General features: G+C 63.3%; 23 protein-coding genes. 10 read left to right on the top strand and 13 right to left on the bottom strand.

Features of this window, described 5'->3' with window-relative positions; all coding sequences use genetic code 11:
* The gene (locus tag DT068_RS20685; protein ID WP_119391787.1) at window positions 1-1,326 is read right to left on the bottom strand and encodes a vanadium-dependent haloperoxidase; all 1,326 of its coding nucleotides are present in this window, start codon (window positions 1,324-1,326) and stop codon (window positions 1-3) included.
* Window positions 1,327-1,573: 247 nt separating this feature from the next.
* Between DT068_RS20685 and DT068_RS20680 the strand changes: the two genes are divergently transcribed.
* The 5 genes from DT068_RS20680 (at window position 1,574) to DT068_RS20660 (ending at window position 6,828) form a co-directional block, all read left to right on the top strand.
* Window positions 1,574-2,617: a substrate-binding domain-containing protein gene (locus DT068_RS20680; protein ID WP_119391786.1), complete on the top strand. Its 1,044-nt coding sequence runs from the start codon at window positions 1,574-1,576 to the stop codon at window positions 2,615-2,617.
* 105 nt (window positions 2,618-2,722) lie between these two features.
* On the top strand, window positions 2,723-4,123 hold the full coding sequence (locus tag DT068_RS20675; RefSeq protein ID WP_119391785.1) for a sugar ABC transporter permease: 1,401 nt from the start codon (window positions 2,723-2,725) through the stop codon (window positions 4,121-4,123).
* A gap of 7 nt (window positions 4,124-4,130) precedes the next feature.
* Window positions 4,131-4,967, top strand: a complete 837-nt coding sequence (locus DT068_RS20670) for an ATP-binding cassette domain-containing protein (protein ID WP_119391784.1) — start codon at window positions 4,131-4,133, stop codon at window positions 4,965-4,967.
* Window positions 4,968-5,072: 105 nt separating this feature from the next.
* Window positions 5,073-5,240, top strand: a complete 168-nt coding sequence (gene rpmG / locus DT068_RS20665; protein WP_119391783.1) for a 50S ribosomal protein L33 — start codon at window positions 5,073-5,075, stop codon at window positions 5,238-5,240.
* A gap of 100 nt (window positions 5,241-5,340) precedes the next feature.
* Window positions 5,341-6,828, top strand: coding sequence for an aldehyde dehydrogenase (locus DT068_RS20660; RefSeq protein ID WP_119391782.1), 1,488 nt, complete (start codon window positions 5,341-5,343; stop codon window positions 6,826-6,828).
* 293 nt (window positions 6,829-7,121) lie between these two features.
* On the opposite strand, the gene ntrX is transcribed toward DT068_RS20660, so the two are convergent.
* The 5 genes from ntrX to dusB all read right to left on the bottom strand — a co-directional run bounded on the left by ntrX (window position 7,122) and on the right by dusB (window position 14,559).
* Complete coding sequence (gene ntrX, locus DT068_RS20655) at window positions 7,122-8,528, bottom strand: nitrogen assimilation response regulator NtrX (protein ID WP_119391781.1); 1,407 nt, start codon at window positions 8,526-8,528, stop codon at window positions 7,122-7,124.
* Window positions 8,529-8,588: 60 nt separating this feature from the next.
* Window positions 8,589-10,826 (bottom strand): sensor histidine kinase NtrY-like, encoded by a 2,238-nt coding sequence (locus DT068_RS20650; RefSeq protein WP_119391780.1) that lies wholly within the window; start codon window positions 10,824-10,826, stop codon window positions 8,589-8,591.
* Window positions 10,827-10,973: 147 nt separating this feature from the next.
* Window positions 10,974-12,410 (bottom strand): nitrogen regulation protein NR(I), encoded by a 1,437-nt coding sequence (gene ntrC, locus DT068_RS20645; RefSeq protein ID WP_119391779.1) that lies wholly within the window; start codon window positions 12,408-12,410, stop codon window positions 10,974-10,976.
* Window positions 12,407-13,501 (bottom strand): two-component system sensor histidine kinase NtrB, encoded by a 1,095-nt coding sequence (locus DT068_RS20640; RefSeq protein ID WP_119391892.1) that lies wholly within the window; start codon window positions 13,499-13,501, stop codon window positions 12,407-12,409. The genes ntrC and DT068_RS20640 overlap by 4 nt, the downstream gene beginning before the upstream one ends.
* Window positions 13,502-13,539: 38 nt before the next feature.
* Entirely contained in the window at window positions 13,540-14,559 is a 1,020-nt protein-coding gene (gene dusB / locus DT068_RS20635) for a tRNA dihydrouridine synthase DusB (RefSeq protein ID WP_119391778.1), read from the bottom strand.
* 108 nt (window positions 14,560-14,667) lie between these two features.
* On the opposite strand from dusB, the gene DT068_RS20630 reads away from it, so the two are divergent.
* The 3 genes from DT068_RS20630 to DT068_RS20620 all read left to right on the top strand — a co-directional run bounded on the left by DT068_RS20630 (window position 14,668) and on the right by DT068_RS20620 (window position 16,927).
* A complete protein-coding gene (locus DT068_RS20630) occupies window positions 14,668-15,837 on the top strand; it encodes a bifunctional 2-C-methyl-D-erythritol 4-phosphate cytidylyltransferase/2-C-methyl-D-erythritol 2,4-cyclodiphosphate synthase (RefSeq protein WP_119391891.1) in 1,170 nt (389 codons plus the stop codon).
* 5 nt (window positions 15,838-15,842) lie between these two features.
* Entirely contained in the window at window positions 15,843-16,352 is a 510-nt protein-coding gene (locus DT068_RS20625; RefSeq protein ID WP_119391777.1) for a CinA family protein, read from the top strand.
* Between the two features lie 89 nt (window positions 16,353-16,441).
* On the top strand, window positions 16,442-16,927 hold the full coding sequence (locus tag DT068_RS20620) for a hypothetical protein (protein ID WP_162914344.1): 486 nt from the start codon (window positions 16,442-16,444) through the stop codon (window positions 16,925-16,927).
* Here the strand turns inward: DT068_RS20620 and DT068_RS20615 are convergent.
* From DT068_RS20615 to DT068_RS20600, 4 genes are read right to left on the bottom strand one after another with little or no spacing between them, the layout of a single operon-like run.
* Window positions 16,918-17,397: a type II toxin-antitoxin system RatA family toxin gene (locus tag DT068_RS20615; RefSeq protein WP_119391775.1), complete on the bottom strand. Its 480-nt coding sequence runs from the start codon at window positions 17,395-17,397 to the stop codon at window positions 16,918-16,920. The genes DT068_RS20620 and DT068_RS20615 overlap by 10 nt on opposite strands.
* Entirely contained in the window at window positions 17,398-18,354 is a 957-nt protein-coding gene (lipA, locus tag DT068_RS20610; RefSeq protein WP_119391774.1) for a lipoyl synthase, read from the bottom strand. It lies immediately after the preceding gene.
* A 12-nt stretch (window positions 18,355-18,366) separates the two neighbouring features.
* Window positions 18,367-18,663 (bottom strand): GlsB/YeaQ/YmgE family stress response membrane protein, encoded by a 297-nt coding sequence (locus DT068_RS20605; RefSeq protein WP_438816449.1) that lies wholly within the window; start codon window positions 18,661-18,663, stop codon window positions 18,367-18,369.
* 24 nt (window positions 18,664-18,687) lie between these two features.
* The gene (locus DT068_RS20600; protein ID WP_119391772.1) at window positions 18,688-18,936 is read right to left on the bottom strand and encodes a GlsB/YeaQ/YmgE family stress response membrane protein; all 249 of its coding nucleotides are present in this window, start codon (window positions 18,934-18,936) and stop codon (window positions 18,688-18,690) included.
* A gap of 108 nt (window positions 18,937-19,044) precedes the next feature.
* Here DT068_RS20600 and rimO point away from each other — a divergent pair, with 108 nt between their 5' ends.
* Together rimO and DT068_RS20590 are read left to right on the top strand one after the other, a co-directional pair.
* On the top strand, window positions 19,045-20,382 hold the full coding sequence (gene rimO / locus DT068_RS20595; RefSeq protein ID WP_119391771.1) for a 30S ribosomal protein S12 methylthiotransferase RimO: 1,338 nt from the start codon (window positions 19,045-19,047) through the stop codon (window positions 20,380-20,382).
* Window positions 20,383-20,385: 3 nt separating this feature from the next.
* Window positions 20,386-21,072: a DUF2459 domain-containing protein gene (locus DT068_RS20590; protein ID WP_119391770.1), complete on the top strand. Its 687-nt coding sequence runs from the start codon at window positions 20,386-20,388 to the stop codon at window positions 21,070-21,072.
* Here the strand turns inward: DT068_RS20590 and DT068_RS20585 are convergent.
* Genes DT068_RS20585 through DT068_RS20575 form a run of 3 tightly spaced genes read right to left on the bottom strand, consistent with a single transcriptional unit; the run spans window position 21,026 to window position 25,152 of the window.
* A complete protein-coding gene (locus DT068_RS20585) occupies window positions 21,026-22,336 on the bottom strand; it encodes an aspartate aminotransferase family protein (protein ID WP_119391769.1) in 1,311 nt (436 codons plus the stop codon). The genes DT068_RS20590 and DT068_RS20585 overlap by 47 nt on opposite strands.
* Before the next feature lie 17 nt (window positions 22,337-22,353).
* A complete protein-coding gene (locus DT068_RS20580; RefSeq protein WP_119391768.1) occupies window positions 22,354-23,616 on the bottom strand; it encodes an MgtC/SapB family protein in 1,263 nt (420 codons plus the stop codon).
* Window positions 23,617-23,619: 3 nt separating this feature from the next.
* Window positions 23,620-25,152, bottom strand: a complete 1,533-nt coding sequence (locus DT068_RS20575; RefSeq protein WP_119391767.1) for an acyl-CoA carboxylase subunit beta — start codon at window positions 25,150-25,152, stop codon at window positions 23,620-23,622.
* Window positions 25,153-25,170 lie beyond the last annotated feature (18 nt).

The raw sequence follows: 25,170 nt of genomic DNA, 5'->3' as shown, positions 1-25,170 counted from the left end.
CTATCTCCTCGTGCGCAGCGCGTTCGTGTATTCGCCGATGCACCGCCCCTGCTGCAGACCGCGCTCGATGGCGGAACGGAAATGTATGCCGCCGAGCAGCCGCGATATGGCGGCTTCATCGGCGGCGGCCCAGAAGCTGGCAAAGCGGCGGGGCTTCAGGCCATCGCCTTCACGCGTCCTGTCTTCGAAGGCGAAATCCTCGCCGAAGATATCGGTCAGAACGGCGGCGGCAGCAGCCGATTGGGTGCTGTGGCCGCTCGGATATTCGGGAAAAGGTGGCGTGATGAGCAGCGTTTCCCATTTCGGATCAATCATCCGGTGAATATAGGTCACCGGCCGCAGCAAATCGTAGTGGAACTTGGTCTCCCAGCACCCGATGAAAGCGTCGGCCAGCACGATGCCGAGACGCGCCAGCACATCGACGCTTTTCGCAAGATCGGGCTTGTCCTGGTCGATGATCTGAAGCGCGATCGAAATCCAGTGACCGGGAGGAGTGGGCGACAGCATCGGGTCGTCCGACCAGAAGCGTGCAACAGCGCGCTGCTCCGGGCTCAGGGTTTTGCCGGTCTGATAGACCTCCAACGCCTCGGCATAAAAGGGCGACGCCTTGTCCTCGCTGTATTCCGGCGGTGCGGCTAGGCCGCAAGACTTGCCGGTGGGCATCGCGAAGGTGCGATTGGCTCCCCATTTCGGCAGCAGTGGCAACTGCTGCTGTGAGATCAGACTGGTCGGCACCCAGCGCGCCGGGCCCGCTGCGAGCTCGTATTCATAGGGAAATCCCATGTTCTCGACGACGGCACCGCCATCGTCACGCGACCAGGAGAGCACATGCGTTGCAATCTGCCGTCCATAGTCCTCGCTGCGCGCGACGACATCGCGGGGCAAGCCCTCCGCGACCAGCTTGTGCAACTTGGCGTCCTGAAGCGCGATGACACGTTGACCAGTCGGACCGGTATTCTGAAACAGATCGCGCACTACCGATGACAATGCGGCATTGATCACCACCGCGCCGTCATAGGTCCCCCCCGCATTGCGCTCCGGCAGCGGGCGCAGGCCGTTCAACTGGCCGGCCAGCGACTGCATATTCTCGTCACCGCTCGCCACACTTTCAAAAGACGCCACCCCCATATAGGCCAAAGTCCGGCTGGCCACCGGCGGCGAATAGGTCGGCGTGTGCCGCACCAGAGCAAGAGAAAGCCTGTACCAGGCGGTCAGCGCCTGTTCGGCGCGTCGAGCCTCCGGCTCCGCAGCGGCCGCACCCGCCGGCGCCCCGACGGCGAACAGAACCAGAAAGACAAGCAAAGTAAGCCTGTGGAGCGCGCCCATGGATGGTGTCCGTGTTGCCTGCCCGGACAGGATAGTAACCATAGGCCTTCGGGATCAAGCCCGGCGGCGCTTCCTGGACACAATACCTGGTCGCGGGAAAGTCGGGAGCGTTCAGTTGACTTGAATGCGCGATTGTCGCAACATTTTTTTGCCGCCGATTGAAGTCGATACAGTCCATGCAATGGATCCGTAATCCGGCTTAAGCACCGGAAGAGTGAGGCGCGCTACGGAGCACAGGGAGGATAATATGAAGACCAGATTTCTGGCCGCTGCAGTCGGCGCTTTGCTGCTCGGCCTGTCGCCGCTTCCGGCCATGGCCGCCGGCAAGACCATAGCCGTTTCCTGGAAGACCTTCCAGGAAGAGCGGTGGAAGACCGACGAGGCTGCGATCAAGGCGGTCGTCGAGGCGGCCGGCGACAAGTTCGTCTCCACCGACGCCCAGGGTTCAGCCCAGAAACAGGCTGCTGATATCGAGGGGCTCATCACCCAGAAAGTCGATGTCATTCTCGTCGTCGCCTTCGATTCAGACGCGATCCTGCCGTCCTTCAAGGCCGCAAGCGATGCGGGCGTGAAAATGCTCTCCTATGACGTGCTGGTCGAGGATCCGAACGCCCTCTATGTCACCTTCGACAATGTGGGCGTCGGGCGGCTGATGGCCAAAGTGATCCAGGACGCCAAGCCCGAAGGCAACTATGCCTTCATCAAGGGCGACAAGGGCGATCCGAACGCCACCTTCCTCTTCCAGGGCATCACGGAAGTTCTCAAGGCTGCTCTGGATTCCGGGAAGATCAAGAATGTGTGCGAGACCTTCACGGATGGCTGGAAGCCGGACAATGCCCAGAAGAACATGGAGCAGTGCCTGACCTCGACCGGCAACAAGGTCGATGCCGTGGTGTCTGAAAATGACGGTATGGCCTCGGGCGTGGTCGCGGCCCTCGATGCTCAAGGGCTCGCGGGCTCGGTTCCCGTCTCCGGTCAGGACGGCGACAAGGCGGCGCTCAACCGTGTCGCGCTCGGCACGCAGACCGTCTCCGTGTGGAAGGACTCGCGCGCTTTGGGCAAGGCGGCAGGTGAGGCTGCCGTCGCCATTGCCGGCGGCGCCGATCCCGCTTCGCTGGCGGGCGTGACCAAGTTCAACAGCGGCAAGAAGGGTGTCGAGGTCAACGCCATCCTGCTCACCCCCAATGCGATCACCAAGGACACACTGAACGAGGTGATCGATGCTGGCTGGATCAGCAAGGCGGAAGCCTGTGCCGGCGTCAAAGCTGGCGCGGTGAAGGCCTGCGACTGATCACGATCACGGGATCGCACTGATAAAAATCGGGCGCTCGGATTGCGCCGCCCTGAAAGGCGGCGCAATCATATCTGTGCCGGCTTCGGGGAGGAGACTGGGATAATGTCAGCACCGGCGATCGGATCGCATGATCCCGCCAGCGAGGAAGGCCTGATCCGGCGTTTCCTCAACGCCACAGAACTCGACACGCGCATGCTGGGCATGGTCGGCGCGCTCCTCGTCATCTGGGCGGGCTTCGACATCTACAGCGGCATCCTCAGGCCCGGTGATGGGCTTTTCGGCGGATCCTTCCTGACCCCGCGCAATCTGTGGATCCTGATGGTGCAGACATCCTCGATCGCTGTCATGGCGACCGGCATGGTGCTCATCATCGTGATGCGCCAGATCGACCTGTCGGTGGGGTCGATGCTGAGCTTCATCGCCGTCTCGGTGGGCTACCTGCAGGTCTATGGCCTGGGTCCGGCGCTTGGCGTCGGTCATCCTGCGATCTGGATCATCGCAGTTCTGTTCGCCCTCGTCATGGGCGCGCTGGTCGGCTGCCTCAACGGCGTCCTCATCGCCTATCTGCGAATTCCGTCCTTCATCGTGACCCTCGGCGGCCTCATCGCCTATAGCGGCCTCGCCTGGTGGGTCATCCGGGGTGAGACCGTGGCGCCGATGGACCAGACCTACAAGCTGATCGGCGGCAATGGCCCCCTCGCCTCGATCGGGCCTTTCTGGAGCTGGATCCTGGCTTTCCTGGCCTGCGGCGGCATCGTGGCGGCGATCATCACCGGACGTCAGCAGCGGCGACGGTTCAAATTTCCGCTGCGACCGATCTGGGCCGAGACCGTTATCGGCGTGGTGGGCAGCCTCGTCGCGCTCGGGGCCACCTGGCTCGTGAACTCCTATCCCTGGGCGCCCAAGGTCATCGAGAAATACGCGCTCGAGCACAACATCCCCATTCCCGACGGCGCGCTCGACGCTTCAGGCGACGCCATCTGCCGGGAAGGAGACAAGATCGTACGCTGCGTGAACGGCCTCAGCTTCGAGACCGGTTATGCCATTCCGGTGCTGATCGCCATTTCCGTCGGCTTTCTCATGACATTCCTCGCCATGCGCACGCGCTTCGGCCGCTATGTCTATGCGACCGGCGGCAATCCGGAAGCCGCCGAGCTTGCCGGCGTGAACACCAAACGGCTGACGGTGATGATCTTCACGCTCATGGGCGTGCTGGTCGCCGTCTCTGCCCTCATCTCCACCGCCCGTCTCGACTCCGCCACCAACTCGCTGGGACAATTCAACGAGCTCTACGTCATCGCTGCTGCCGTCATCGGCGGGACATCGCTTGCCGGCGGCATCGGCACGATCTACGGCGCCCTGCTCGGCGCGCTCCTCATGCAGTCGCTGCAATCGGGCATGACGCTGCTCAATTTCGAATCCGCCTACAAGGACATGGTGGTGGGCGCCGTGCTGGTGACGGCCGTCTGGCTCGACCAGGTCTACCGGGCACGCATGAAGTGAGGGAAAGATGAGCGACAACACAGGTTCAAGCGGGCCGACGCCGCTCGTCGAGATGCGCGACATGTCAATCGCCTTCGGCGGCGTCAAGGCGGTCAATCACGCCTCGATCGATCTCTTCCAGGGCGAGGTGGTGGGCCTCCTCGGCCATAACGGCGCCGGCAAGTCGACGCTCATCAAGATCCTGTCGGGCGCCTATAAACGCGATGCCGGCGACATCCTCATCAATGGCGAACCGGTCAAGATCGACAATCCGCGCGACGCCAAGGCGCTCGGCATCGAGACGATCTATCAGACGCTGGCGCTCGCCGACAATGTCGATGCGGCCGCCAACCTCTATCTCGGACGCGAGCTTAGAACCAGGTGGGGCACGCTTGACGACATCGCGATGGAATCGCAATGCCGGCAGGTGATGGGGCGGCTCAATCCGAATTTCCGGCGCTTCAAGGAGCCGGTAAAATCGCTGTCGGGCGGACAGCGCCAATCGGTGGCGATCGCGCGCGCCATCCATTTCAACGCCCGCATCCTCATCATGGATGAGCCGACCGCGGCCCTGGGACCGCAGGAAACCGCCCAGGTGGGCGAACTCATCAAGCAGCTCAAGGCAGAAGGCATCGGCATTTTCCTGATCAGCCACGATATCCACGACGTCTTCGACCTTGCCGACCGTGTCACTGTCATGAAGAACGGCCGCGTGGTCGGCACCGCGCATGTGAGGGATGTCACCAAGGACGAGGTATTGGGCATGATCATCCTGGGCAAATGCCCGCCGGGCGCCATACCGGGCCCGGGGGCCATCAAGGACATCCCTGCCGCGGCTCAGGCCGCGGTCATGGGGCATGCGTAACCAGGCGCCATTGTCCCGGTTCGGGTGGTTTCTTGACTTTCAACCGGCCTTCGGCCATACCCCACGCCAACCAAAGCCGGGCCCTGGGGCTCGAGGAGATTTATTATGGCCAAAGGCAATGTAATCAAGATCAAGCTGCAGTCGACGGCTGACACGGGCTACTTCTACGTCACCAAGAAGAACTCGCGCACCAAGACCGACAAATTCACCTTCAAGAAGTACGATCCGGTGGCGCGCAAGCACGTCGAGTTCAAGGAAACCAAGATCAAGTAATCCTGGTATTCGGTTATTGCATGAAAGGCACTGCCCGCCGGGCGGTGCCTTTTTGATATGATGCGCCCATTCCCCATCCTCGCCTCGAAGGAGATGCGCCATGGCTGCCGCTGAAGACTATCGCACCCAGACTTCCCAGGTTTCCTATCGCCATCAGGCCTTCATCAACGGCAAGTTCACCGCCGCGGCCTCGGGCAAGACCTTCGACTGCATTTCGCCGATCGACGGCAAGGTGCTGACCAAGGTCGCCGAATGCGACAAGGAAGATGTCGACCTTGCGGTGAAGGCGGCGCGCGCGGTTTTCGAAAAGGGCAGCTGGTCGCAGATGGCGCCGATGCAGCGCAAGCGAATCCTGCTCAAATGGGTGGCCCTTGTCGAGAAGCACGCCCAGGAACTCGCCCTGCTCGAGACGCTCGATGTCGGCAAGCCGATCACCCAGGCGCAAGCCGTCGATCTCTCTTCCACGATCAAATGCCTGCAGTGGTATGCCGAGACCGCCGACAAGGTCTATGACGAGCTGGCGCCGGCGCGGCCCGATTCGATTTCGATGATCACCCGCGAGCCGATCGGCGTCGTAGGCTGCGTGGTGCCGTGGAACTTCCCCCTGCTGATGGCGTCATGGAAACTCGGACCGGCTCTGGCCACCGGCAATTCGGTCATCCTCAAGCCGGCCGAGCAGTCGCCACTGACCGCTATCCGCGTCGCCGAGCTCGCCGCCGAAGCGGGCCTCCCCGCCGGTGTCCTCAACGTGCTGCCAGGCTTTGGCGAGACCGCCGGCCAGGCGCTCGGCCGTCACATGGATGTCGACATGATAGCCTTCACCGGCTCGACCGAGGTCGGCAAGTTCTTCCTGCGCTATGCGGGCGAGAGCAATATGAAGCATGTGGCGCTGGAGACCGGCGGCAAGTCGCCCAATATCGTGTTCGGCGATGTCGCCGACATCAACCACGCCGCCGCCGCCGCTGCTGCCGGGGTGTTCTATAATGCAGGCCAGGTCTGCACCGCGGCGACGCGCATCATCGTCCAGGAGAAGATCAAGGACCAGTTCATCGAGCTCGTCGCCAAGCATGCCGACAAATGGCGGCCCAAGGATCCGCTCGATCCCAAGACGTCGATGGGGTCGATGGTCGACGAGGGCCAGATGGAGCGCGTGCTCGGCTATATCGACATCGGCCGCAAGGAAGGCGCCAAGGTGGCGTTCGGCGGCGAGCGGGCCCGGCGCAATACCGGCGGCTTCTATGTTGAGCCGACCATCTTCGATGACGTGAAGAACTCAATGCGCATCGCCCAGGAGGAGATCTTCGGGCCGGTGGTCGCCACCATCACCTTCAAGGACGACGAGGATGCCGTGAAGATCGCCAATGACACGATCTACGGCCTGCAGGCAAGCCTGTGGACGCGCGACATCACGCGTGCCCACAAGGTGGCGCGCAGCCTGCGTGCCGGCACGGTGAACATCAATGCGACCGATGGCGGCGACATCACCGCTCCCTTCGGCGGTTATAAGCAGTCGGGCATGGGGCGCGACAAGTCGCTGCATGCCTTGGAAAAATATCAGCAGATCAAGCACACTTTCATCCAGCTCTAGTCTGGCTGGATAGGGCGCCGGCCCGGATGCGTAAGATCGAGGAGGCCACTCGATGCGCTTCCGGACCGGCTGTAGCCCCTTGTTTCAGGAGATGCGGCGGACCTGACCCGCGGGGCGTTCCTGGCCTTGCGGCCCTTATATGTGCAGCTGGTGCGTCTTCATATGGCGCACCGAAATCGCATCAAGTTTTAATTGAATTTCAGGCTTCAGGGGAAGCCCGAACCGGGCCTAACCTGTGCAGAATTGTTACAATTAGTAAATGGTTAAGGTAAAGAGCACGCCTTTACCTTGCGTCACTCAACGCCTGCGGGTATTTCCTCTCCCTCTCCTCTGACAGCCAGCCCGAGAAGCTTGATCTTGCGGTGCAGGGCCGACCGCTCCATGCCCACAAATTGAGCCGTGCGGGAGATATTGCCGCCAAAGCGCGAAAGCTGAGCCGCAACATAATCGCGCTCGAAGGCCTCGCGGGCTTCGCGCAACGGCAGGGCCAGAAGATGCTCGCCGCCGAACCCTGAAGCGGCGGGCGACAGGCCGGCGCCCACCTCCGCCGGGAGCATGGCGGCGGTAATTTCGCTGCCCGGTTCACCGCCGGCCAGGATCATCACCCGTTCAACATTGTTGCGCAATTGCCGCACATTGCCGGGCCAGTCCTGGGTCTGCAACGTGGCGACCGCGTCGGTTGCGAGCTTGCGTTGCGGCTGACCAGAGCTCAGCGAATAGAGCCTGCCGAAATATTCGATGAGCTCCGGGATATCCTCGCGGCGCTCGGCCAGCGAGGGCACGCGCACCGGCACGACGCTCAGGCGATGATAGAGATCCTCGCGGAAGCGTCCCTCGCCGATGAGCGTCGCCAGATCGCGCGCGGTCGAAGAGACGATGCGCACATCGACCTTGACCTTCTTGCCCCCCCCTACCCGCTGGAAGGTCTGCTCGACCAGGACGCGCAGCACCTTGCCCTGGGTCTCCATGGGCATGTCGGCAATCTCGTCGAGATAGAGCGTGCCGCCATGGGCCTCTTCGAGGGCGCCGACGCGCTGCGTCGCGCCCGATCCGTCCTCGATGCCGAAGAGTTCCTCCTCCATGCGCTCTGGCGCCATCGTCGCGGCGCTCAGGATCACGAAGGGGCCGTTATTGCGCTGCGACATCTCGTGGAGTGTCCGGGCCGCCAGTTCCTTGCCCGCTCCCATCTGTCCGGTGATGAGGATGCGGCTGTTGGAAGGTGCTATCTTCTTCAGCGTCTGGCGCAGCTGCCTGATCGCCATGGACGAGCCCAGCAATTCGACATCGGCGCCGGCGCGGCCCTTCAGCGCTTCGTTCTCGCGCCTGAGGCGCGAAGCTTCGAGGGCGCGGCCGACGACGAGGATGAGCCGGTCGGCATTGAACGGTTTCTCGATATAGTCATAGGCGCCGCGCTTGATGGCCGACACGGCCGTCTCGATATTGCCGTGGCCGGAAATGATGACGACCGGCAGTTCCGGATGACGCTCGCGGATGACGGTCATCAGGTCGAGCCCGTCGAGCTTCGAATCCTGCAGCCAGATATCAAGCACGATGAGCGACGGCCGCCGGTCGGCCATTGCGGCAAGAGCCGCATCGCTGTTGCGCGCCAGCCGCGTCTCATAGCCCTCGTCCTGGAGGATGCCCGAAATGAGCTCACGGATGTCGGCTTCATCATCGACGATGAGAATATCGGCTGCCATATCAAAACTACCCCATTCGACGGCCCACCCGGATCGCTGCCGATCCACGCGGGCCAAGACTCAATTGACAAATTCCGGATCGGCTACCGCCACCTGCTCTTCGGGCAGCGGCATGAAGCTCAGCGTAACGCGGGCGCCGCGCCCGCCGTCGAAGTCCGCCGGCGCGTCATCGAGGACGACACGGCCCTGATGCTCCTCCATGATGCGCTTGACGATGGCGAGACCGAGACCGGTTCCCTTGGCCCTGGTGGTCATATAGGGCTCGGTCAGGCGATGCCGGTTTTCCTTCGGCAGGCCGATGCCGTTGTCGGTCACGCTGACGAAGGGGGCCTGGTGATCGAGGCCGGCCTCGACCAGGATGTGCCCTTTCACAGCCTGGTCCTCGTGCTGGCGCGCCTCGATCGCCTCGCGGGCATTCTTGACGAGGTTGGTGACGGCCTGGGTGATCAGGCGGCGGTCGAAGGGGAAGGCCATGCGCTCGTCGGAGACACGTACCTCGATCTCGAGCTCGCCGGCGCTCACCCGCTGCAGGATCGTCGCCTCGCGCACCACCGCCGCCAGGTCCTGCATTTCGAGGCTGGCGCTCGGCATGCGGGCGAAAGCGGAGAACTCATCGACCATGCGGCCGATGTCACCGACCTGGCGGATGATCGTGTCGGTGCACTGCTCGAAGACCTGCTTGTCGGTCTGGATCTCGCGGCCATATTTGCGCTTCAGGCGCTCGGCCGAGAGCTGGATCGGGGTCAGCGGATTCTTGATCTCATGCGCGATGCGCCGCGCAATGTCGGCCCAGGCCGAATTGCGCTGCGCCGTCACCAGCTCGGAGATATCGTCGAAGGTGACGACATAGCCATGATCGTCGCTGTCGGCGGCCTCGGTGGTGACCCGGACGACGAAATTGCGCTCCTGGGTGCCGACCCGCATATTCACCTGGCCTTCGGCCCAGCCGGAAACGCGCGAGGCCGCCTGCTCGAAGACGACGGAGAAGGCGGGCAGCACTTCGGCAAGGCTGCGGCCGAGAAGCTCCTGCTCCGACATGCCGGTGAGCGTGAAAGCGGACGGGTTGACGAGCGAGATGATCCCGTCCGGCTCGACGCCGATGACGCCCGCGGTCACGCCCGACAGCATCGCCTCGGTGAAGCGGCGGCGCTCGTCGAGCTGGTGATTGGCGGTCATCAGCTCGTTGCGCTGCTCTTTCAGCTGATAGGTCATTCGGTTGAAGGCGCGCGCCAGGGTCTGCAGGTCACCCGGTCCCTGGACTTCGGTGACCTTGGCATCGAGGTCGCCGGCGGAAACCCGCCGCGCCGCATTGAGCAGGCTTACCACCGGCGCCACGATGCGGTCGGCGAACCACAGGCCGAGCCAGATGGCGGCGAGCAGGAAGATCAGCGACACGCCGGCATACATGAGGGCGAAGGTGATCTGCACGCCCGAGCGCTGCTCGAGCAGCTGGTCGTATTCGGCCTTGGCGGCACGCGTCTCGTCGAGCTGATCGATGACCGATGGATTGATCGCGCGATAGACATAGAGATATTCGGAAGGATAGTTGGTCAGCTTGATCAGGGCACGGATGATATTTCCACCCTCGCCCGGCGGTATGACCACGAGCTCGCCCTTGTCGGCGCGCTCGATCGCCTCGGGCGTCGGGGCGCGGAAGACGATCTTGTTGTTCAGGGTGATGTTGGCGTCGATCCGCTTGGCGTTGGTGTCGAACACGAAAGCGCCGACGAGGCCGCGCAAGGCGGCGTGGCGGGCGACGCGGCGCACGAAATCCGGCCGGTCGGTGTCGAAGAGAAGCCTCTGGTTGTTGAGGTCGGCGGCGATCGACGCGATGTCGCCGCGCGCCGTCTCGCCGTGATCGCGCATATAGGCCTCGGCAACGGTCACGGCGGAATCGACGATCGAGCGCGTGCGCTCGGAGAACCAGGCGTCGAGACCGCGATTGAGGGTGACGGCGGCAAAGGCGGCGACGATCAGGGCCGGCAGGGCGGCGATCAGGCTGAACAGCGACACCAGCCTGATATGGAGGCCGGCGCCCGCCGTGCCCCGACGCTTGGAGGCAATGAGCGCCCAGAACTGCCACAGGATCATTCCGACCATCAGCAGGACCAGAACGAGATTGCCGCCCAGGAGCCAGGTGATGATGTCGGGGGTGGGCTTGATCGGCGACAGGCCGGTCAGGATCGTATAGGTCGCAAGGCCGGCCAGGATGGACAGGCAGACAACGACAATCCCGACAATTCCGGGAAGGCGGGAAAGACGTGAATGATGGTCTGGATTGACGTCGGTCAGGGCCATGATCTCCCGGCGCCTTAAAAGCACTGTGGCAAGGAATCAACAACTATCGTGGCCAATTTGCGACAGTAGAAAAATATCGTTATATTTCAATTTATTAACCCCCTGGACCGATCATCCAGAGGCAGCTGATGCCGGTATTTGGCGCCTTCAGAGCCCGCGTACCACTTGGATACCGTAGGTGCGGATCTTGGTCCGCAGCGTATTGCGGTTCAGCCCCAGAAGCTCCGCCGCCTTGATCTGGTTACCCTTGGTCGCGGCCAGCGCGGCACGGATCAAGGGCGGCTCAACATTGGCGAGGATGCGGTGGTAGAGGCCGGGCGGTGGCAGGCCGTCGCTGAAGCTCGCGAACTGCCGGGCCAGGTGGTTTTCCAGGTAGCCGCTCAGGCCGCCGGTATCGTCGGTCTGCTCCGGATTGGTCGATGACGCCACGGAGGCCAGCTCGCGATCGATCGTCTCGGCCGACACGGTCTCTTCGGGATGGAGCGCCGCGATACGGCGGATCAGGTTCTCGAGCTCGCGCACATTGCCAGGCCAGCGATGCGCCTGCAAACGCTCCACCGACTGCGCCGGCATGATCTTGCGCGGCAGGCCCTCGCGCTCGGCTTGCGCCAGGAAATGGCGAACGAGATCGGGAATGTCGTCGATCCTCTCGCGCAAAGGCGGCAGGCGGATCGGCACGACATTGAGCCGGAAGAACAGGTCCTCGCGGAACTGGCCCTGGTCGATCAGGCGGCGCAGGTTGCGGTGCGTGGCGGCGATGATGCGGACATTGGTCTTGATCGGCTGAGTGCCGCCAACTGTCGTATATTCGCCCTGCTGCAGGACGCGCAAGAGACGTGTCTGCGCCTCGAACGGCATGTCGCCGATCTCGTCGAGGAACAAGGTGCCGCTTTCCGCCTGCTCGAAGCGGCCGGCCATGCGGCTGGTGGCGCCGGTGAAGGCCCCCTTCTCATGACCGAACAGCTCCGATTCGATGAGCTCGCGCGGGATCGCCGCCATGTTGATGGCGACGAAGGGGCCGCGGCGGCGCTTGCCGTAGTCATGCACGGCGCGTGCGACAAGCTCCTTGCCGGTGCCCGATTCACCCTCGATCATGACGGTGAGATCCGTCTGGGTGAGCCTGGCGATGACGCGGTAGATTTCCTGCATGATCGGCGAGCGGCCGATGATGGGGAGATTCTCGGCCGGCGTGTTGGGCGGGGTGACCGGACGGACCTCGAGATGCTGGGCGGCGCGCCCGACCATCGATACGAGTGCTGTGAGATCGAAAGGCTTCGGCAGATAGTCATAGGCGCCGCGCTCAGCCGCGGCGATCGCGGTCATGATCGTGTTCTTGGCGCTCATGACGATGACCGGCAGGGACGGCCTCAGCTTCTTGATGCGCGGCAGGACATCGAAGGCGTTTTCGTCGGGAAGCACGACATCGGTGACGATCACGTCGCCCGCCCCTTCGGTCACCCAGCGCCACAGGCCGGCGGCGGTGCCAGTCGAGCGCACCGCATAGCCGGCGCGCGAGAGCGCCTGCGACACCACGGTGCGGATAGCGCTGTCATCATCGGCGATGAGAACGGTCTTGGCCTTCATGACTTCACTTCTTCCATTGCAGGCTGTTGAGGGACGCGCAGCATTGGCAGCAGCACGCGAAAGGCGGTGCCGCGCTCGAGCGGCTCACATTCGATGATCCCGCCATGGTCGCGCACGATCTTGGCCACCAGAGCGAGACCCAGACCGCGCCCGCCGGGCTTGGTGGTGATGAAGGGATCGAAAAGATGCGGCCTGAGATCGGCCGGAACGCCCGGCCCCGTATCCCTCACGCATACTTCGAGCGGCAAGGTCACGCGTTCGCCTGACGCCGCGATCGACAGTCTGACGCCCGGGCGGAAAGCGGTGGTGAGCTGGATCTCGCCGCCCGAGCCGTCGGCTTCGATCGCCTCGACGGCGTTCTTCACCAGATTGATGAAGACCTGGATGAGCTGGTTGCGGCTGCCCATCACCGGCGGCAAGGACGGGTCATATTCCTCGCGGATCGGGATCGGCTGCGCCATGCCGGCAATGGCGAGCGCCTTCACCCGCTCCAGCACCGCATGGATATTGACCGGCTCACGCTCCGGCGGGCGCTCGTCGGAGAATACTTCCATGCGATCGACGAGATCGCGGATGCGGTCGGTTTCCTCGCAGATGAGGCGGGCCAGGGGACGGTCCTCGCCCGACAGGGTCGGTTCGATGAGCTGGGCGGCGCCCCTGATGCCGGCGAGCGGGTTCTTGATCTCGTGCGCCAGCATCGCGGCCATGCCTGAGACCGAGCGCGCCGCATTGCGGTGGGTGAGCTGGCGGTCGATCTTGTGCGCCATCGAGCGCTCGAGCAGCATCACGATCACGAAATGCGGCTGCTCATGCACGAGAGCGGCCTGCAGATCGACATTGCGCTCGCTGCCGAAACGGGGCGTGCCGGCGCTGATCGAATATTCGTTGACCACGCCGCCCGAATGACGCGCCTCGGCAATGGCGTTGAGGGCCGGACTCGCCAGCGGCATGAGATCGGCGAAGCTCGAGCGCAGGAGGGTCGCCTTGCCGGCCTGGAAGAAATCCTCGGCCGCCGAATTGGCGAGATGGATATGGTCCTTGTCGTCGAGCACCAGCAGCGGATTGGGCAACGCGTCGATCAGGACACCCATGTCGGGTGACGTCCCGGTCTCGTTGGCACGTGCGAAATTCACGCGGCCCTCTTCTCTGCGTCCTGCAGCGTCGCATAGAGATCGCGCAAGGTGAGGCGCACATTGTCGTTGTCGCTCTCGCCCAGGAGCTTACGCCGCCACGATGCGGCAGCTTCGGGCGTGAGACGGTTCTCTTCCAGCTTGCGGTCGATCACCCAGCCCAGATGCTTGCGGGCGATGCGATTGCCATGGTCATGGCCATAGAGCGAGAGGATCGACTGGTGCTGCCGATCGATGAGCTCGGCTTCGCCCGCGAGGTCAGGTGCCGTCATGCCGCTGCCCGGATCGAGCCGTTCGGCAAGCACGCCCGGCCACCAGGGCCTGCCATAGCTGCCGCGTCCGACCATGACGCCATCGGCGCCCGAGTCAGCCAGTATGCCCTTGATGTCGGCACTCGTCGTCACATCGCCATTGGCGATCAGCGGTATCGTCTTGAGCGCTTTCTTCACCGCGGCAATGGCGTTCCAGTTCGCCTTTCCCTTGTAGAACTGGCAGCGGGTGCGTCCATGCACGGTCACCATGCGGACGCCGGCCTCTTCGGCGCGGCGCGCCAACTCCGGCGCGTTCATCATGCGGTCGTCCCAGCCGAGCCGCATCTTGAGCGTGACCGGCACGTTGCACGCCGTGACCGTCGCGTCGATGAGCGTCAAAGCGTGATCGAGGTCGCGCATCAGTGCCGAGCCCGAGTAACCGCCCGTCACCTGGCGCGCGGGGCAGCCCATATTGATGTCGATGATGTCGGCGCCGAGGCTTTCCGCCATGCGCGCCCCTTCCGCCATCCATCGCGCCTCGCGTCCGGCCAGTTGCACGGCGAAGAGCGAGCCCTTGAGTGGGCGCTCGGCACGGCGGACCATGTCGGCGCGGTCCTCAACAAGTTCCCGGCTCGCCACCATCTCGGTGACCACAAGGCCCGCATGGCATGAATCGGCAATCTCTCGGAACGGGCGGTCGCTCACCCCCGACATGGGCGCCAGGAGAACCCTGTTGCGCAATCTGATATGGCCAATCGATATGCTCATTAATTAGGCATGTTATATTGCTGTATGTTTTTTATGCAGTTTAGTGAGCTGGATAGCCGCGTCAAGACGACTTGCTCAGACCAATTGCCGCTGTTAGAGGGCATGCCCATGAAGATTGGCGCAGTGGTCGTAGCCGCCGGGACCGGCAGCCGGGCCGGGGGCGAAAAACCAAAACAATATCAATCTATTGGTGGTCGCCCGGTGGTCTGGTGGGCGCTCAAGTCCTTTTGCGACCATCCACTCGTCTCACATATACAGCCGGTCATCGGGGCAAGCCAGGAAACTCTGTTCGCGCAGGCCGCGGCCGGACTGGCGGTCGAACCGCCCATCACCGGGGGCGCCACCCGCCAGGAATCCTGCCGTCTGGGCCTTGAAGCGCTGGCGAAGCATGATCTTACCCATGTTCTCATCCATGACGCCGCCCGCCCCTTCATATCGGCCGATCTTATCAGTCGTGTGATTGCGGGGCTGAAAGAGCACCAGGGCGTCGTGCCGGGCATCGCCGTCGCCGACACGATCAAGAAAGCCCCGCAAGGCACGATCGAGCGCACCATCGACAGGAGCGGCCTGTGGGTGGTGCAGACGCCGCAGGGCTTCGCCTTTGCCGCGATTCGCGCTGCCCATGAGCAGGCGCGCCAGTCGGGCCAGGCCAATCTCACTGATGATGCCGCCGTCGCAGAGCTCGCCGGGGTTACGGTGGCCGTGGTTCCGGGCGGGCCTGAGAATCGCAAGATGACCACCTTCGACGATCTTGCCGAAGCGAATCGCTCTTTCAGCAAGTCGCTCAACGCGCTTGCCGACATCCGCACCGGCATGGGCGTCGACATCCATCCCTTTGCGGAAGGCAATCATGTCATGCTGTGCGGTGTTGAGATCGCGCATACGCACAGGCTTGCCGGCCATTCCGACGCGGATGCCGCCCTTCATGCCCTGACCGATGCGATACTGGGCGCCTTGGGCGAAGGCGACATCGGCACTTTCTTCCCGCCCAACGATCCCCAATGGAAAGGCGCCGCCTCGTCGATTTTCCTGGCCAAGGCCGTATCGCTGGTCGCCGAGCGTGGCGGCAAGGTCGGAAATGCCGATATCGCCATCCTCGCCGAAGCGCCGCGCATCGCGCCGCATCTGCCCGCCATGAAGGCGAAGCTCAGCGCGCTGCTTGGCATCGGCGAAGACAGGATCGCCATCAAGGCGACGACGACCGAGAAACTGGGCTTTGTCGGGCGCGGCGAAGGCATCACCGCTTTCGCCACTGTGATCGTCAGGCTGCCGGGATAGACCTCATGTTCGATGCCGCCCTCCTCCATCGTGCCGAACAGCTGCTGGCCCTGCTGCGCCGCCGCGGCCTCAAGCTCGCCACGGCGGAAAGCTGCACCGGCGGGCTTATCGCCGGCCTCCTCACCGAAATCGCCGGCTCATCCGACGTCGTCGAACGCGGGTTCGTCGTCTACTCGAACGAGGCCAAGATCAGCCTGCTCCGCGTACCAGCCAGCGTCATCGAGCTGCATGGCGCGGTGAGCGAGGCTTGCGCCAGGGCCATGGCCGAAGGCGCGCTCAAGCACTCCAATGCCGATATCGCGGTCTCGGTCACCGGCATTGCCGGCCCCGGCGGTGGATCGCCCGAGAAGCCGGTAGGACTCGTGCATTTGAGCTGCGCCTCAACCGGCGGCGAAACCAATCATCGCCGATTCATTTTTGTGAAGGCAGATCGCAGTGAAGTTCGCCTGCGCTCGGTCGCAGCGGCACTGGATTTCATCGAATCTCAACTTGGCACGGCCTCACGGCTGGCTTGAGTTCGTCGAATTCGCTCCCCTCGTTGGCCTCACCTTTGCCACGCGCGTTTGGCACGCTGAGTGCACCAACAACATCCGGATCCCCACCCGTGAAATCTGGACAAGGCCACCACTTGATGCTTGTTGCGATAGTGCTTTGTTTGTTGACGGCTTGTGGCTTCCCCGCCCCTGACCCGACGATCTATAGCCTGACCAGCGAAATCAGAGACGACGCGACCGGGTCTTCCTTGCGCTTGTGGCGCTATTCAGAAAGCATGCTCGATCCGGCGGGCTACTTTCTCGAAGTGGCCGACAGCAATCAACCTGCCAAGCCCAATGTCGGCCGATCCATTATTTGGCTTGACGGGACGGATGCGCTACCGACCCTCAAATTGGAAGCCAGTTGCTACGTTCTCACCGTCACATGGGTCAAGCACCCCGTTCGCTTCGAGCAGAGGAACTGGTTGCTGTTCATGCTCTTTGGTAGCGGCGTGGGTCTGAAGCCCGGCGATAGCTGGAACGAACCGATTGCTGGAAAGTCGGTCTGCTTCAGATTCGAGAAACTAACGAAAGACGCGACAGTTCTTCAGCCATGAGCCGGCAATCGAGTTCGCCCATGGAGCTCCCTCGCCCGCTCTTCGAAGGCGTTGTTGATCTTGCGCACCATGTAATCGAACATGCCGGACATGAAGAACTGCAACGAGCGGCTCTTCGCCTTGTAGTCGACCTGGAACTCGACCGTAGCACCGCCGGACTTGCGGTCACTGAAGCGCCATTCGGCATTGACATGCTCGAACAGGCCGCCTTCAGAGCGTGACGACACGGTGAGCTTCGGCTGGTCGGCAAGGACATCGCTCACGAAAGTCTCGTCGATATGGAGCTTCTTGTAGCGCACCCGCAATTCGCCCTTGAAACGCTCTGTTCCCTCGCTCACGCGCTCGCGGTCGAATGTGCGGGAGCTTTCGACCAGCGGCAGGAAATCCTTGTAAGTGTCAACATCCGCCGCAATGGCGAACAGTTCCGCGGCCTTGTAGGGCATCTCGCGGGTGACGTTGAATTTCGGCATTTATTCGGGCTTGGCCTTGGCCGCCCTGGCGGCGCGCAATCTCGCGAAATCATCGCCGGCATGGTGCGAGGAGCGCGTCAGCGGGCTCGCGGCCACCATCAGGAAGCCCTTGGCATAGGCGATGGTCTCATAGGACTTGAACTCGTCGGGCGGCACGAAGCGGTCGATCGCGGCATGCTTGCGCGAGGGCTGCAGATACTGGCCGATGGTAATGAAATCGATATCGGCCGAGCGCATGTCGTCCATGACCTGCAGCACCTGGTCGCGGGTCTCGCCCAGCCCCACCATGATGCCCGATTTGGTGAACATCTGCGGGTCCAGCTCCTTCACCCGCTGCAGCAGCCGCAGCGAATGGAAATAGCGGGCACCCGGGCGGATGCGCAGATAGAGCGAGGGCACCGTCTCCAGATTGTGATTGAAGACATCGGGACGGGCCTCGACGACCTGCTCGAGCGCGCCTTCCTTGCGCAGGAAATCGGGGGTGAGGACCTCGATGGTGGTCGACGGCGACTGCTGCCTGACCGCGCGGATGACCTGGGCAAAATGATCGGCGCCGCCATCGGCAAGGTCGTCACGGTCGACCGAGGTGATGACCGCATGGGACAGGCCCATGCGGGCGATCGCGTCGGCAACCTTTTCGGGCTCGGCCCTGTCGAGCGCCTCGGGCAACCCGGTCTTCACATTGCAGAAAGCACAGGCGCGCGTGCAGGTGTCGCCCATGATCATGAAGGTCGCGTGCTTCTTCGACCAGCATTCCCCGATATTGGGGCAGCCCGCCTCCTCACATACGGTGACGAGGCGGTTCTCGCGTACGATCGCCCTGGTTTCGTTATAGACCGCCGAGCCCGGCGCCTTGACCCTGATCCAGTCCGGCTTGCGCAGGATCGGCGTGTCAGGCTTGTGCGCCTTCTCAGGATGGCGCGGCCGGGCTTTCAGCGTGTCGAGAACGGTAACCATGGGAACTCTAAATCAGGCGCTCCGACCACGGAACATCTTGAGGACGGCAAGGAGAAGCACCGCGCCCACCACCGCGACCAGCAGATTGCCCCAGAACCAGCCCTGGAAGATCTCGCCCAGATGGATGCCGAGCGCATTGGCCAGGAAGGCACCGATATAGGCGCCGATGATGCCGACAATGATGTTCATCAGAACGCCCATGTCGCTCTTCGTCACCTTTTCGGCGATCCACCCGGCGATGCCGCCGATCAGCAAGGTGCCGATCCAGCCGACGCCACCACCAAGATCCATGAGAGTTTGCGGTTCCATAATAGCTGCCTCCTGCTTTCTGAACTATGCGATGAAACGCGCCAGCAAGACCACGATGATGGCGCCGATCGTGGCGGTCACGATATCGCGCACGATCTCATTGCCGATGCCGAGATTGATGCCCGCCTTGCTCAAGAGAAAGCTGCCGACGAAGGAGCCGATCACGCCGCTGATCAGGTAGCGGACCAGGCCCGAGCCCCCGACCACGAAACTGGCAAGCCAGCCGGCCACCAGGCCGATCACCAGGGCAATGACGATATTTCGGGCATCCATGATTTTATCCCCATCAGCGGCTGGGCTTTCCCAACATATGGCTTAAGCCCAGTCTAGCATCAAGACCATTTGCGGCAAACGACAGGCTGGTCTATTGACCCCGCCAACATGACAATTGCCGCACGACATATACCGAAAGTGGGCCTGGTCAGCCTCGGCTGCCCCAAGGCCCTGGTCGATTCCGAACGCATCCTCACCCAGCTGCGGGCCGAGGGCTATATGATCTCGCCGGGCTACGACGCCGCCGACGTGGTTATCGTAAATACCTGCGGATTCCTTGATTCCGCCAAGGCCGAATCGCTGGCCGCCATTGGCGAGGCGGTGAGCGAGAATGGCCGGGTCATCGTCACCGGCTGCATGGGGGTCGAGGCCGATACGATCCGCGCCGCCCACCCCGCCGTCCTCGCCGTCACCGGGCCCCATCAGTATGAGGCGGTCGTGTCCGCCGTGCATGACGCCGTGCCCCCGGCGCATGACGCCAAATTCGATCTCATCCCGCCGCAAGGCTTGCGGCTGACGCCGCGTCACTACGCTTATGTCAAGATTTCGGAAGGCTGCAACAACCGCTGCACCTTCTGCATCATTCCCTCGCTGCGTGGTGATCTCGTCAGCCGGCCCGCCGCTTCGATCCTCTATGAGGCGGAGCGGCTGGTCAAAGCCGGCGTCAAGGAACTGCTCGTCATCTCGCAGGACACGAGCGCTTATGGCATCGATCTTAAATTCGCCGAGAGCAAGTATCGCGGCCGCGAGGTTCGGGCGAAATTCGCCGATCTCGTCAAGGAACTCGGCCAGTTCGATGCCTGGGTCAGGCTGCACTATGTCTATCCCTATCCGCATGTGGATGAGGTGATCCCGCTGATGGCGGAGGGAAAGATCCTTCCCTATCTCGATATCCCCTTCCAGCATGCAGCCCCCAATGTGCTGAAAGCCATGCGCCGCCCCGCGAACCAGGAAAAGGTGCTCGACCGGCTCAAGGCCTGGCGCAAGATCTGCCCCGACATCGCTATCCGCTCGAGCTTCATCGTCGGTTTCCCGGGCGAAACGGAAGCGGATTTTGCCTATCTCCTCGACTGGATGAAGGAAGCCCGGCTCGAGCGTGTCGGCTGCTTCAAATATGAGCCGGTCGCCGGCGCCACGGCGAACGACATCGGCGCCGCCCCGGTTCCCGATGAAGTCAAGGAGGAGCGCTGGCACCGGCTGATGCAGACCCAGCAGGAGATCAGCGCCGATATCTTCGCCAGGAAGGTCGGGCGCGAGATCGACGTCCTCATCGATGAGATCGATGAGGAGAATGAGGAAGCGGTCGGCCGTTCCCCCTGGGATGCGCCCGAGATCGACGGCAATGTATTCCTGCCCGGCGAGACAGGCCTCAAGCCCGGCGATATGATCCGTACACGGATCGTCGAGGCGGAGGAGTATGACCTGATCGGCGAGAAGATCGGCTGACGAATGGGGCGTCACGCGCTGCGTTTCGGCGCCCACCTTCTTGTCTCACTCGCTCTCTCGGTCTTCCTCTACTTCCTCGCCGCTCTCGGATTTGCGCTCTTCCCCGCTGCCGGCCGGTCGCAGCAGGCCGATGGCGAGCCTTCTGTCTATGTCTGCACCTCGCTTGCCCATGCCGACATCCTCATGCCGAGCCGGGATCCGCTCATCGACTGGAGCACTCTCTTCCCGGCCGTCGTTCCGCCAGGCCTGCCCTCCGAGGCCTATCTCGCTGTCGGCTGGGGCGATCTGCGGTTCTTTCGCGAGACTCCGACCTGGGGCGATGTCAGATTGTCCGTGGCGCTTGCCGCCCTGGTGGGCCTCAATGACACGGCGCTGAGGGTGATGGCCGTCAATCCGCCCGTCAATGATCCGGAGTGTCTGCCGCTGCGCATCGACCGTGCCGGAAGACAGGCCCTGATCGACCATATCCGTTTCAGCCTCTCTACCGAAGCCCTACACCCGCCGGTGGCCCAGTCTGGCCTCGAAGCCTATTATCTCGCCAAAGGACGCTACTCGCCGCTGCGTACCTGCAACCAATGGGCGGCAGATGCCCTTGCGGCTGCCGGCCTGCCTCATGCCCGCTTCGCGCCTTTCAGCTTCAGCGTCACCTGGCCGCTAAAGCGACATCAATCGCTTCCCGGAAGATCCTGACACCTTTTGAAATCTCTTCGTCCGAGATGGTGAGCGGCGGCGCGATGCGGAAGACGCTGCCCATGGTCGGCATCTTCACGATATTGGTGCTGAGGCCCCGGCGCATCGCCTCCTCGCCGATCCGGCTGCCAAGCTCGAAGGCCGGTTGCTTGCCCTTCCGCTCACTCACGATCTCCATGCCGATGAGAAGGCCACGGCCACGGACATCGCCGATGCAATCATAGCGCTGCTGCAGCGCCAGCAGTTCCTGGCGCAGCCTGTCGCCGGCGCGGCGCGCTTTGTCGACCAGCTTCTCGTCCTCGACCACATCGAGCACCGTCAATCCGACAGCGGCCGTCAGCGGGTCGGAGACATGCGTCGTGTAGAAGAGATAGCCGCGCTCATGCGCTTTCTCCTCGATCTCGGCCGTGGTCATCATCGCCGCCAGCGGCAGGCCGGCGCCCAGCGTCTTGGACAAGGTCAATATGTCAGGCGTCACGCCGTCGCGCTCAAAGGCGAACATGGCGCCGGTGCGCCCGATGCCGGTCTGCGCCTCATCGAGGATGAGCAGCATTTCCCGCTCAGCGCATTTGCGCTTGAGGGCGGCAAGATAGCCCGGCGGCAGGTCGAGCACGCCGCCGACCGACAAGATAGGCTCGGCGATGAAGGCGGCGAGATTGCCGGTCGACTGGCTGTCGATGAGCGCGAAGGCATCGTCGAGCTCGGTCTGCCAGTCGAGTGTCCCGTCCTTATGGGTGAAGCGCGGGCGGTAGGCATTGGGGGCCGGAATCGCGAAGGACCCGACCGCGGCCGGCCCATAGCCCTTGCGGCCCGCGCTGAAGGTCGCCGACACGGCGGCACCCGTCATGCCATGCCAGCTCTTGGAGAAAGCGACGACCTCATGCTTGCCGGTGACGAGTTTCGCCAGGCGTATCGCCGCCTCGTTCACCTCGGCTCCCGTCGACAGAAGGATGACCTTGTCGAGACCCGGCGCCAGTTTCGCCAGCCGCTGCGCCAGATTGACCACGGGGCGGGACAGCATGCCGCTGAACAGATGATCGAGCTCGGCGATCTGCGCCTGGACGGTCGCCACGATCCGCGGATGGGAATGCCCCAGGATGGCGCTCATCTGGCCGGAGGTGAAATCGAGGATCGCGCGGCCATCGGCATCGTAGACATAGCTTCCCCGGGCGCGCTCGATGATCAGCTTCTCGAAGCTTCCGCCATAGCGCAACAGATGCCGGCGCGCGGAAGCCCAGAAGGCCGGATCATCGTTCTTCGACATCAAAGGCTCCTTCAGCGTTACACCGGAACGAAAATATAGGCCGCGCCCGCCGCGACAAAACCGAGAACCGTGCCTGCCGCAACGATCAGGCCGATACGCGACCCGCCGACATAGGCGGCATAGACATTCTTCGCGACCGTATTCACGCCGACAGCCGTCAGGATCGCCAGACCCGGTCCCGACGCCGCATCGGCCTGCGCTGCCTTCGCCATCGACAGAGTGATCGCGTCCACATCGGCCAGGCCCGAAATGGCGGCAAGACCGATGAGTCCCGCCTCGCCGAAGAAATGCCGGGCCGCGACCGCGAGCAGCATGACGGCCGTCAGGATGAGTCCGAAGCGCAGGACCTCGGCCAGCTTGAACGGATTCTGCAGCTTGAAATCGGTGCGGCTCTCCTTCTTGCCGTCGGGCGCGCGGCCAATGAGCCACCAGGCAAGGATTGCCATCGCCAGCGCGCCGGCGATCAAGGCCGGTGCCAGGGAAGCCGCCAGGGCGAGATTGATCACCGCCACCACCACCAGCACCCTGAGCAGCATGATGGCGCTGGCCAGGGTCACACTGCCCGCCAGAAGCGGAATGCGGGCCGGGTTGTCGCGGGCCAGCCGCGCGAGCGTCAAGGTCACGGCGGTCGAGGCGACCAGCCCGCCTGCCCCGGCGGCCATGATCGTCCCGCGCTCGGGTCCTGCGATCCTGATCGCCGCATAACCGGCGAAGGAAACTGCCGCGATCAGGATCGTCATCAGCCAGAGCTCATAGGGATTGATCGCGCCATAAGGATCGACGGCGCGATGCGGCAGCAAGGGCAGAGCGATGAAGGTCATCGCCGCCAGCACCAGCCCGGCGCGCAATTCGGGCCAGGTGATGCGGGCGAGCCAGCCATGCAGTTGCGCCTTGATGGCCAACAGCACGGCCGCGGCCACTCCGGCGCCCGCGGCCACCGCCGGATCGCCCAGGACCGCGAAAGCGCCCAGCATGAAAGTGAGCATGACGGCGACGACGCTGGTGGCGCTGAAATCATCCTCGCTCTTGCCTTCGCGCCAGAAGAAGGCGGCAAGCGCTCCGCTCACCACCACGAATCCCGAAGCCAGAAGCAGGAAGTTCTGGTCCCGGGTGAGGGCGCCGAAGATGCCGCCGAGCAGCGCGATGAGCGAGAAGGTCCGCAAGCCCGCGGTGCGCTGTCCCTCCTTCTCGTCCCGGTCCTTCCAGCCGCGCTCGAGGCCGATCAGGAAGCCGATGGCGAGCGCCAGTCCCAGGCGCAGGAAAAGGTCTTCGCGTTCCATCACTTACAGCGGGATATTGTCATGCTTCTTCCAGGGATTCTGCAGCTCCTTGTTGCGCAGCATATTGAGCGCGCGGGCGACGCGCTTGCGGGTCGAATGCGGCATGATCACCTCATCCAGGAAGCCGCGCTCGGCCGAGACGAAGGGGTTGGCGAAACGCGTCTCATACTCCTTGACCCTGGCCTTGATGCGCTCGGGCTCGCCCAGTTCCTGGCGATAGATGATCTCGGCTGCGCCCTTCGAGCCCATGACCGCGATCTCGGCCGTCGGCCAGGCGTAATTGACGTCGCCGCGAATATGCTTCGAGGCCATGACGACATAGGCGCCGCCATAGGCCTTGCGCGTGATGACGGTAATCTTGGGCACCGTCGCCTCGGCATAGGCAAAGAGCAGTTTGGCGCCGTGCTTGATGAGCCCGCCATATTCCTGCGCGGTGCCCGGCAGGAAGCCCGGCACGTCGACGAAGGTGACGATCGGAATATTGAAGCAGTCGCAGAAGCGCACGAAGCGCGCGGCCTTTCGGCCGGCATCGGAATCGAGCGTGCCGGCAAGCACCAGGGGCTGATTGGCGACGATGCCGACCGTGCGCCCCTCCATGCGGGCGAAACCGGTGACGATGTTGCGGGCGAAGGCCTCCTGGATCTCGAAGAAGTCGCCCTCATCGACAGCCTTGAGGATCAGCTCCTTCATGTCATAGGGCTGGTTGGGATTGCGCGGCACCAGCGTGTCGAGCGACATGTCGAAGCGCTCGGCATCGTCGAAGCTCGGCAGTTCGGGGACGGGCGAGGTATTGGAGGACGGCAGGAAGTCGATGAAGCGGCGCATCTGCAGAAGCGCCTCGACGTCGTTGTCAAAGGCCTTGTCGGCAATGGACGAGCGCGTCGTATGCACCGAAGCGCCGCCCAGTTCCTCCGCCGTCACCGTCTCATTGGTCACCGTCTTCACCACATCGGGCCCGGTCACGAACATGTAGCTCGTGTCGCGCACCATGAAGATGAAGTCGGTCATCGCCGGGGAATAGACATCGCCGCCGGCGCAGGGCCCCATGATCACCGAGATCTGCGGGATGACGCCCGAGGACAGCACATTGCGCTGGAACACCTCGCCATAGCCGCCCAGCGCCGCGACGCCTTCCTGGATGCGGGCACCGCCGGCATCGAACAGCCCGACGATGGGGGCGCGGTTCTGCACCGCCATGTCCTGGATCTTGGTGATCTTGCGGGCATGGGCTTCGGAGAGCGATCCGCCGAAGACGGTGAAGTCCTTGGCAAAGACATAGACGACCCGGCCATTGATCGTGCCCCAGCCGGTGACCACGCCATCACCCGGGATCTTCGACTTCTCCATGCCGAAATCGGTGCAGCGGTGCTCGACGAACATGTCGAACTCCTCGAAGGAACCCGGATCCATCAGGAGATCGATGCGCTCGCGGGCGGTAAGCTTGCCGCGGCCATGCTGGGCCTCGATGCGCTTCTGTCCGCCGCCGAGGCGGGCGTTGGCGCGGCGCTCTTCCAGCTTCTCCAGGATATCCTGCATCGGATCCCTCCCCTTCCT

The organism is Taklimakanibacter lacteus, assembly GCA_003576695.1.
GTDB classification, from domain to species: domain Bacteria; phylum Pseudomonadota; class Alphaproteobacteria; order Rhizobiales; family Aestuariivirgaceae; genus Taklimakanibacter; species Taklimakanibacter lacteus.
Note: the sequence above shows the minus strand (reverse complement) of the source record. Positions and strands in the feature narration are given on the sequence as shown.

Coding starts and splice junctions, on each gene's coding strand:
- DT068_RS20680 (WP_119391786.1), top strand. CDS start 1,574: ATGAAGACCAGATTTCTGGCCGCTGCAGTCGGCGCTTTGCTGCTCGGC.
- lipA (WP_119391774.1), bottom strand. CDS start 18,354: ATGGTTACCGTTCTCGACACGCTGAAAGCCCGGCCGCGCCATCCTGAG.
- DT068_RS20625 (WP_119391777.1), top strand. CDS start 15,843: ATGTTCGATGCCGCCCTCCTCCATCGTGCCGAACAGCTGCTGGCCCTG.
- DT068_RS20580 (WP_119391768.1), bottom strand. CDS start 23,616: ATGGAACGCGAAGACCTTTTCCTGCGCCTGGGACTGGCGCTCGCCATC.
- DT068_RS20615 (WP_119391775.1), bottom strand. CDS start 17,397: ATGCCGAAATTCAACGTCACCCGCGAGATGCCCTACAAGGCCGCGGAA.
- ntrX (WP_119391781.1), bottom strand. CDS start 8,528: ATGGCAGCCGATATTCTCATCGTCGATGATGAAGCCGACATCCGTGAG.
- DT068_RS20575 (WP_119391767.1), bottom strand. CDS start 25,152: ATGCAGGATATCCTGGAGAAGCTGGAAGAGCGCCGCGCCAACGCCCGC.
- DT068_RS20660 (WP_119391782.1), top strand. CDS start 5,341: ATGGCTGCCGCTGAAGACTATCGCACCCAGACTTCCCAGGTTTCCTAT.
- DT068_RS20630 (WP_119391891.1), top strand. CDS start 14,668: ATGAAGATTGGCGCAGTGGTCGTAGCCGCCGGGACCGGCAGCCGGGCC.
- DT068_RS20600 (WP_119391772.1), bottom strand. CDS start 18,936: ATGGATGCCCGAAATATCGTCATTGCCCTGGTGATCGGCCTGGTGGCC.
- DT068_RS20590 (WP_119391770.1), top strand. CDS start 20,386: ATGGGGCGTCACGCGCTGCGTTTCGGCGCCCACCTTCTTGTCTCACTC.
- DT068_RS20670 (WP_119391784.1), top strand. CDS start 4,131: ATGAGCGACAACACAGGTTCAAGCGGGCCGACGCCGCTCGTCGAGATG.
- rpmG (WP_119391783.1), top strand. CDS start 5,073: ATGGCCAAAGGCAATGTAATCAAGATCAAGCTGCAGTCGACGGCTGAC.
- DT068_RS20640 (WP_119391892.1), bottom strand. CDS start 13,501: ATGGGTGTCCTGATCGACGCGTTGCCCAATCCGCTGCTGGTGCTCGAC.
- rimO (WP_119391771.1), top strand. CDS start 19,045: ATGACAATTGCCGCACGACATATACCGAAAGTGGGCCTGGTCAGCCTC.
- DT068_RS20685 (WP_119391787.1), bottom strand. CDS start 1,326: ATGGGCGCGCTCCACAGGCTTACTTTGCTTGTCTTTCTGGTTCTGTTC.
- DT068_RS20605 (WP_438816449.1), bottom strand. CDS start 18,663: ATGGAACCGCAAACTCTCATGGATCTTGGTGGTGGCGTCGGCTGGATC.
- DT068_RS20675 (WP_119391785.1), top strand. CDS start 2,723: ATGTCAGCACCGGCGATCGGATCGCATGATCCCGCCAGCGAGGAAGGC.
- ntrC (WP_119391779.1), bottom strand. CDS start 12,410: ATGAAGGCCAAGACCGTTCTCATCGCCGATGATGACAGCGCTATCCGC.
- dusB (WP_119391778.1), bottom strand. CDS start 14,559: ATGAGCATATCGATTGGCCATATCAGATTGCGCAACAGGGTTCTCCTG.
- DT068_RS20650 (WP_119391780.1), bottom strand. CDS start 10,826: ATGGCCCTGACCGACGTCAATCCAGACCATCATTCACGTCTTTCCCGC.
- DT068_RS20585 (WP_119391769.1), bottom strand. CDS start 22,336: ATGTCGAAGAACGATGATCCGGCCTTCTGGGCTTCCGCGCGCCGGCAT.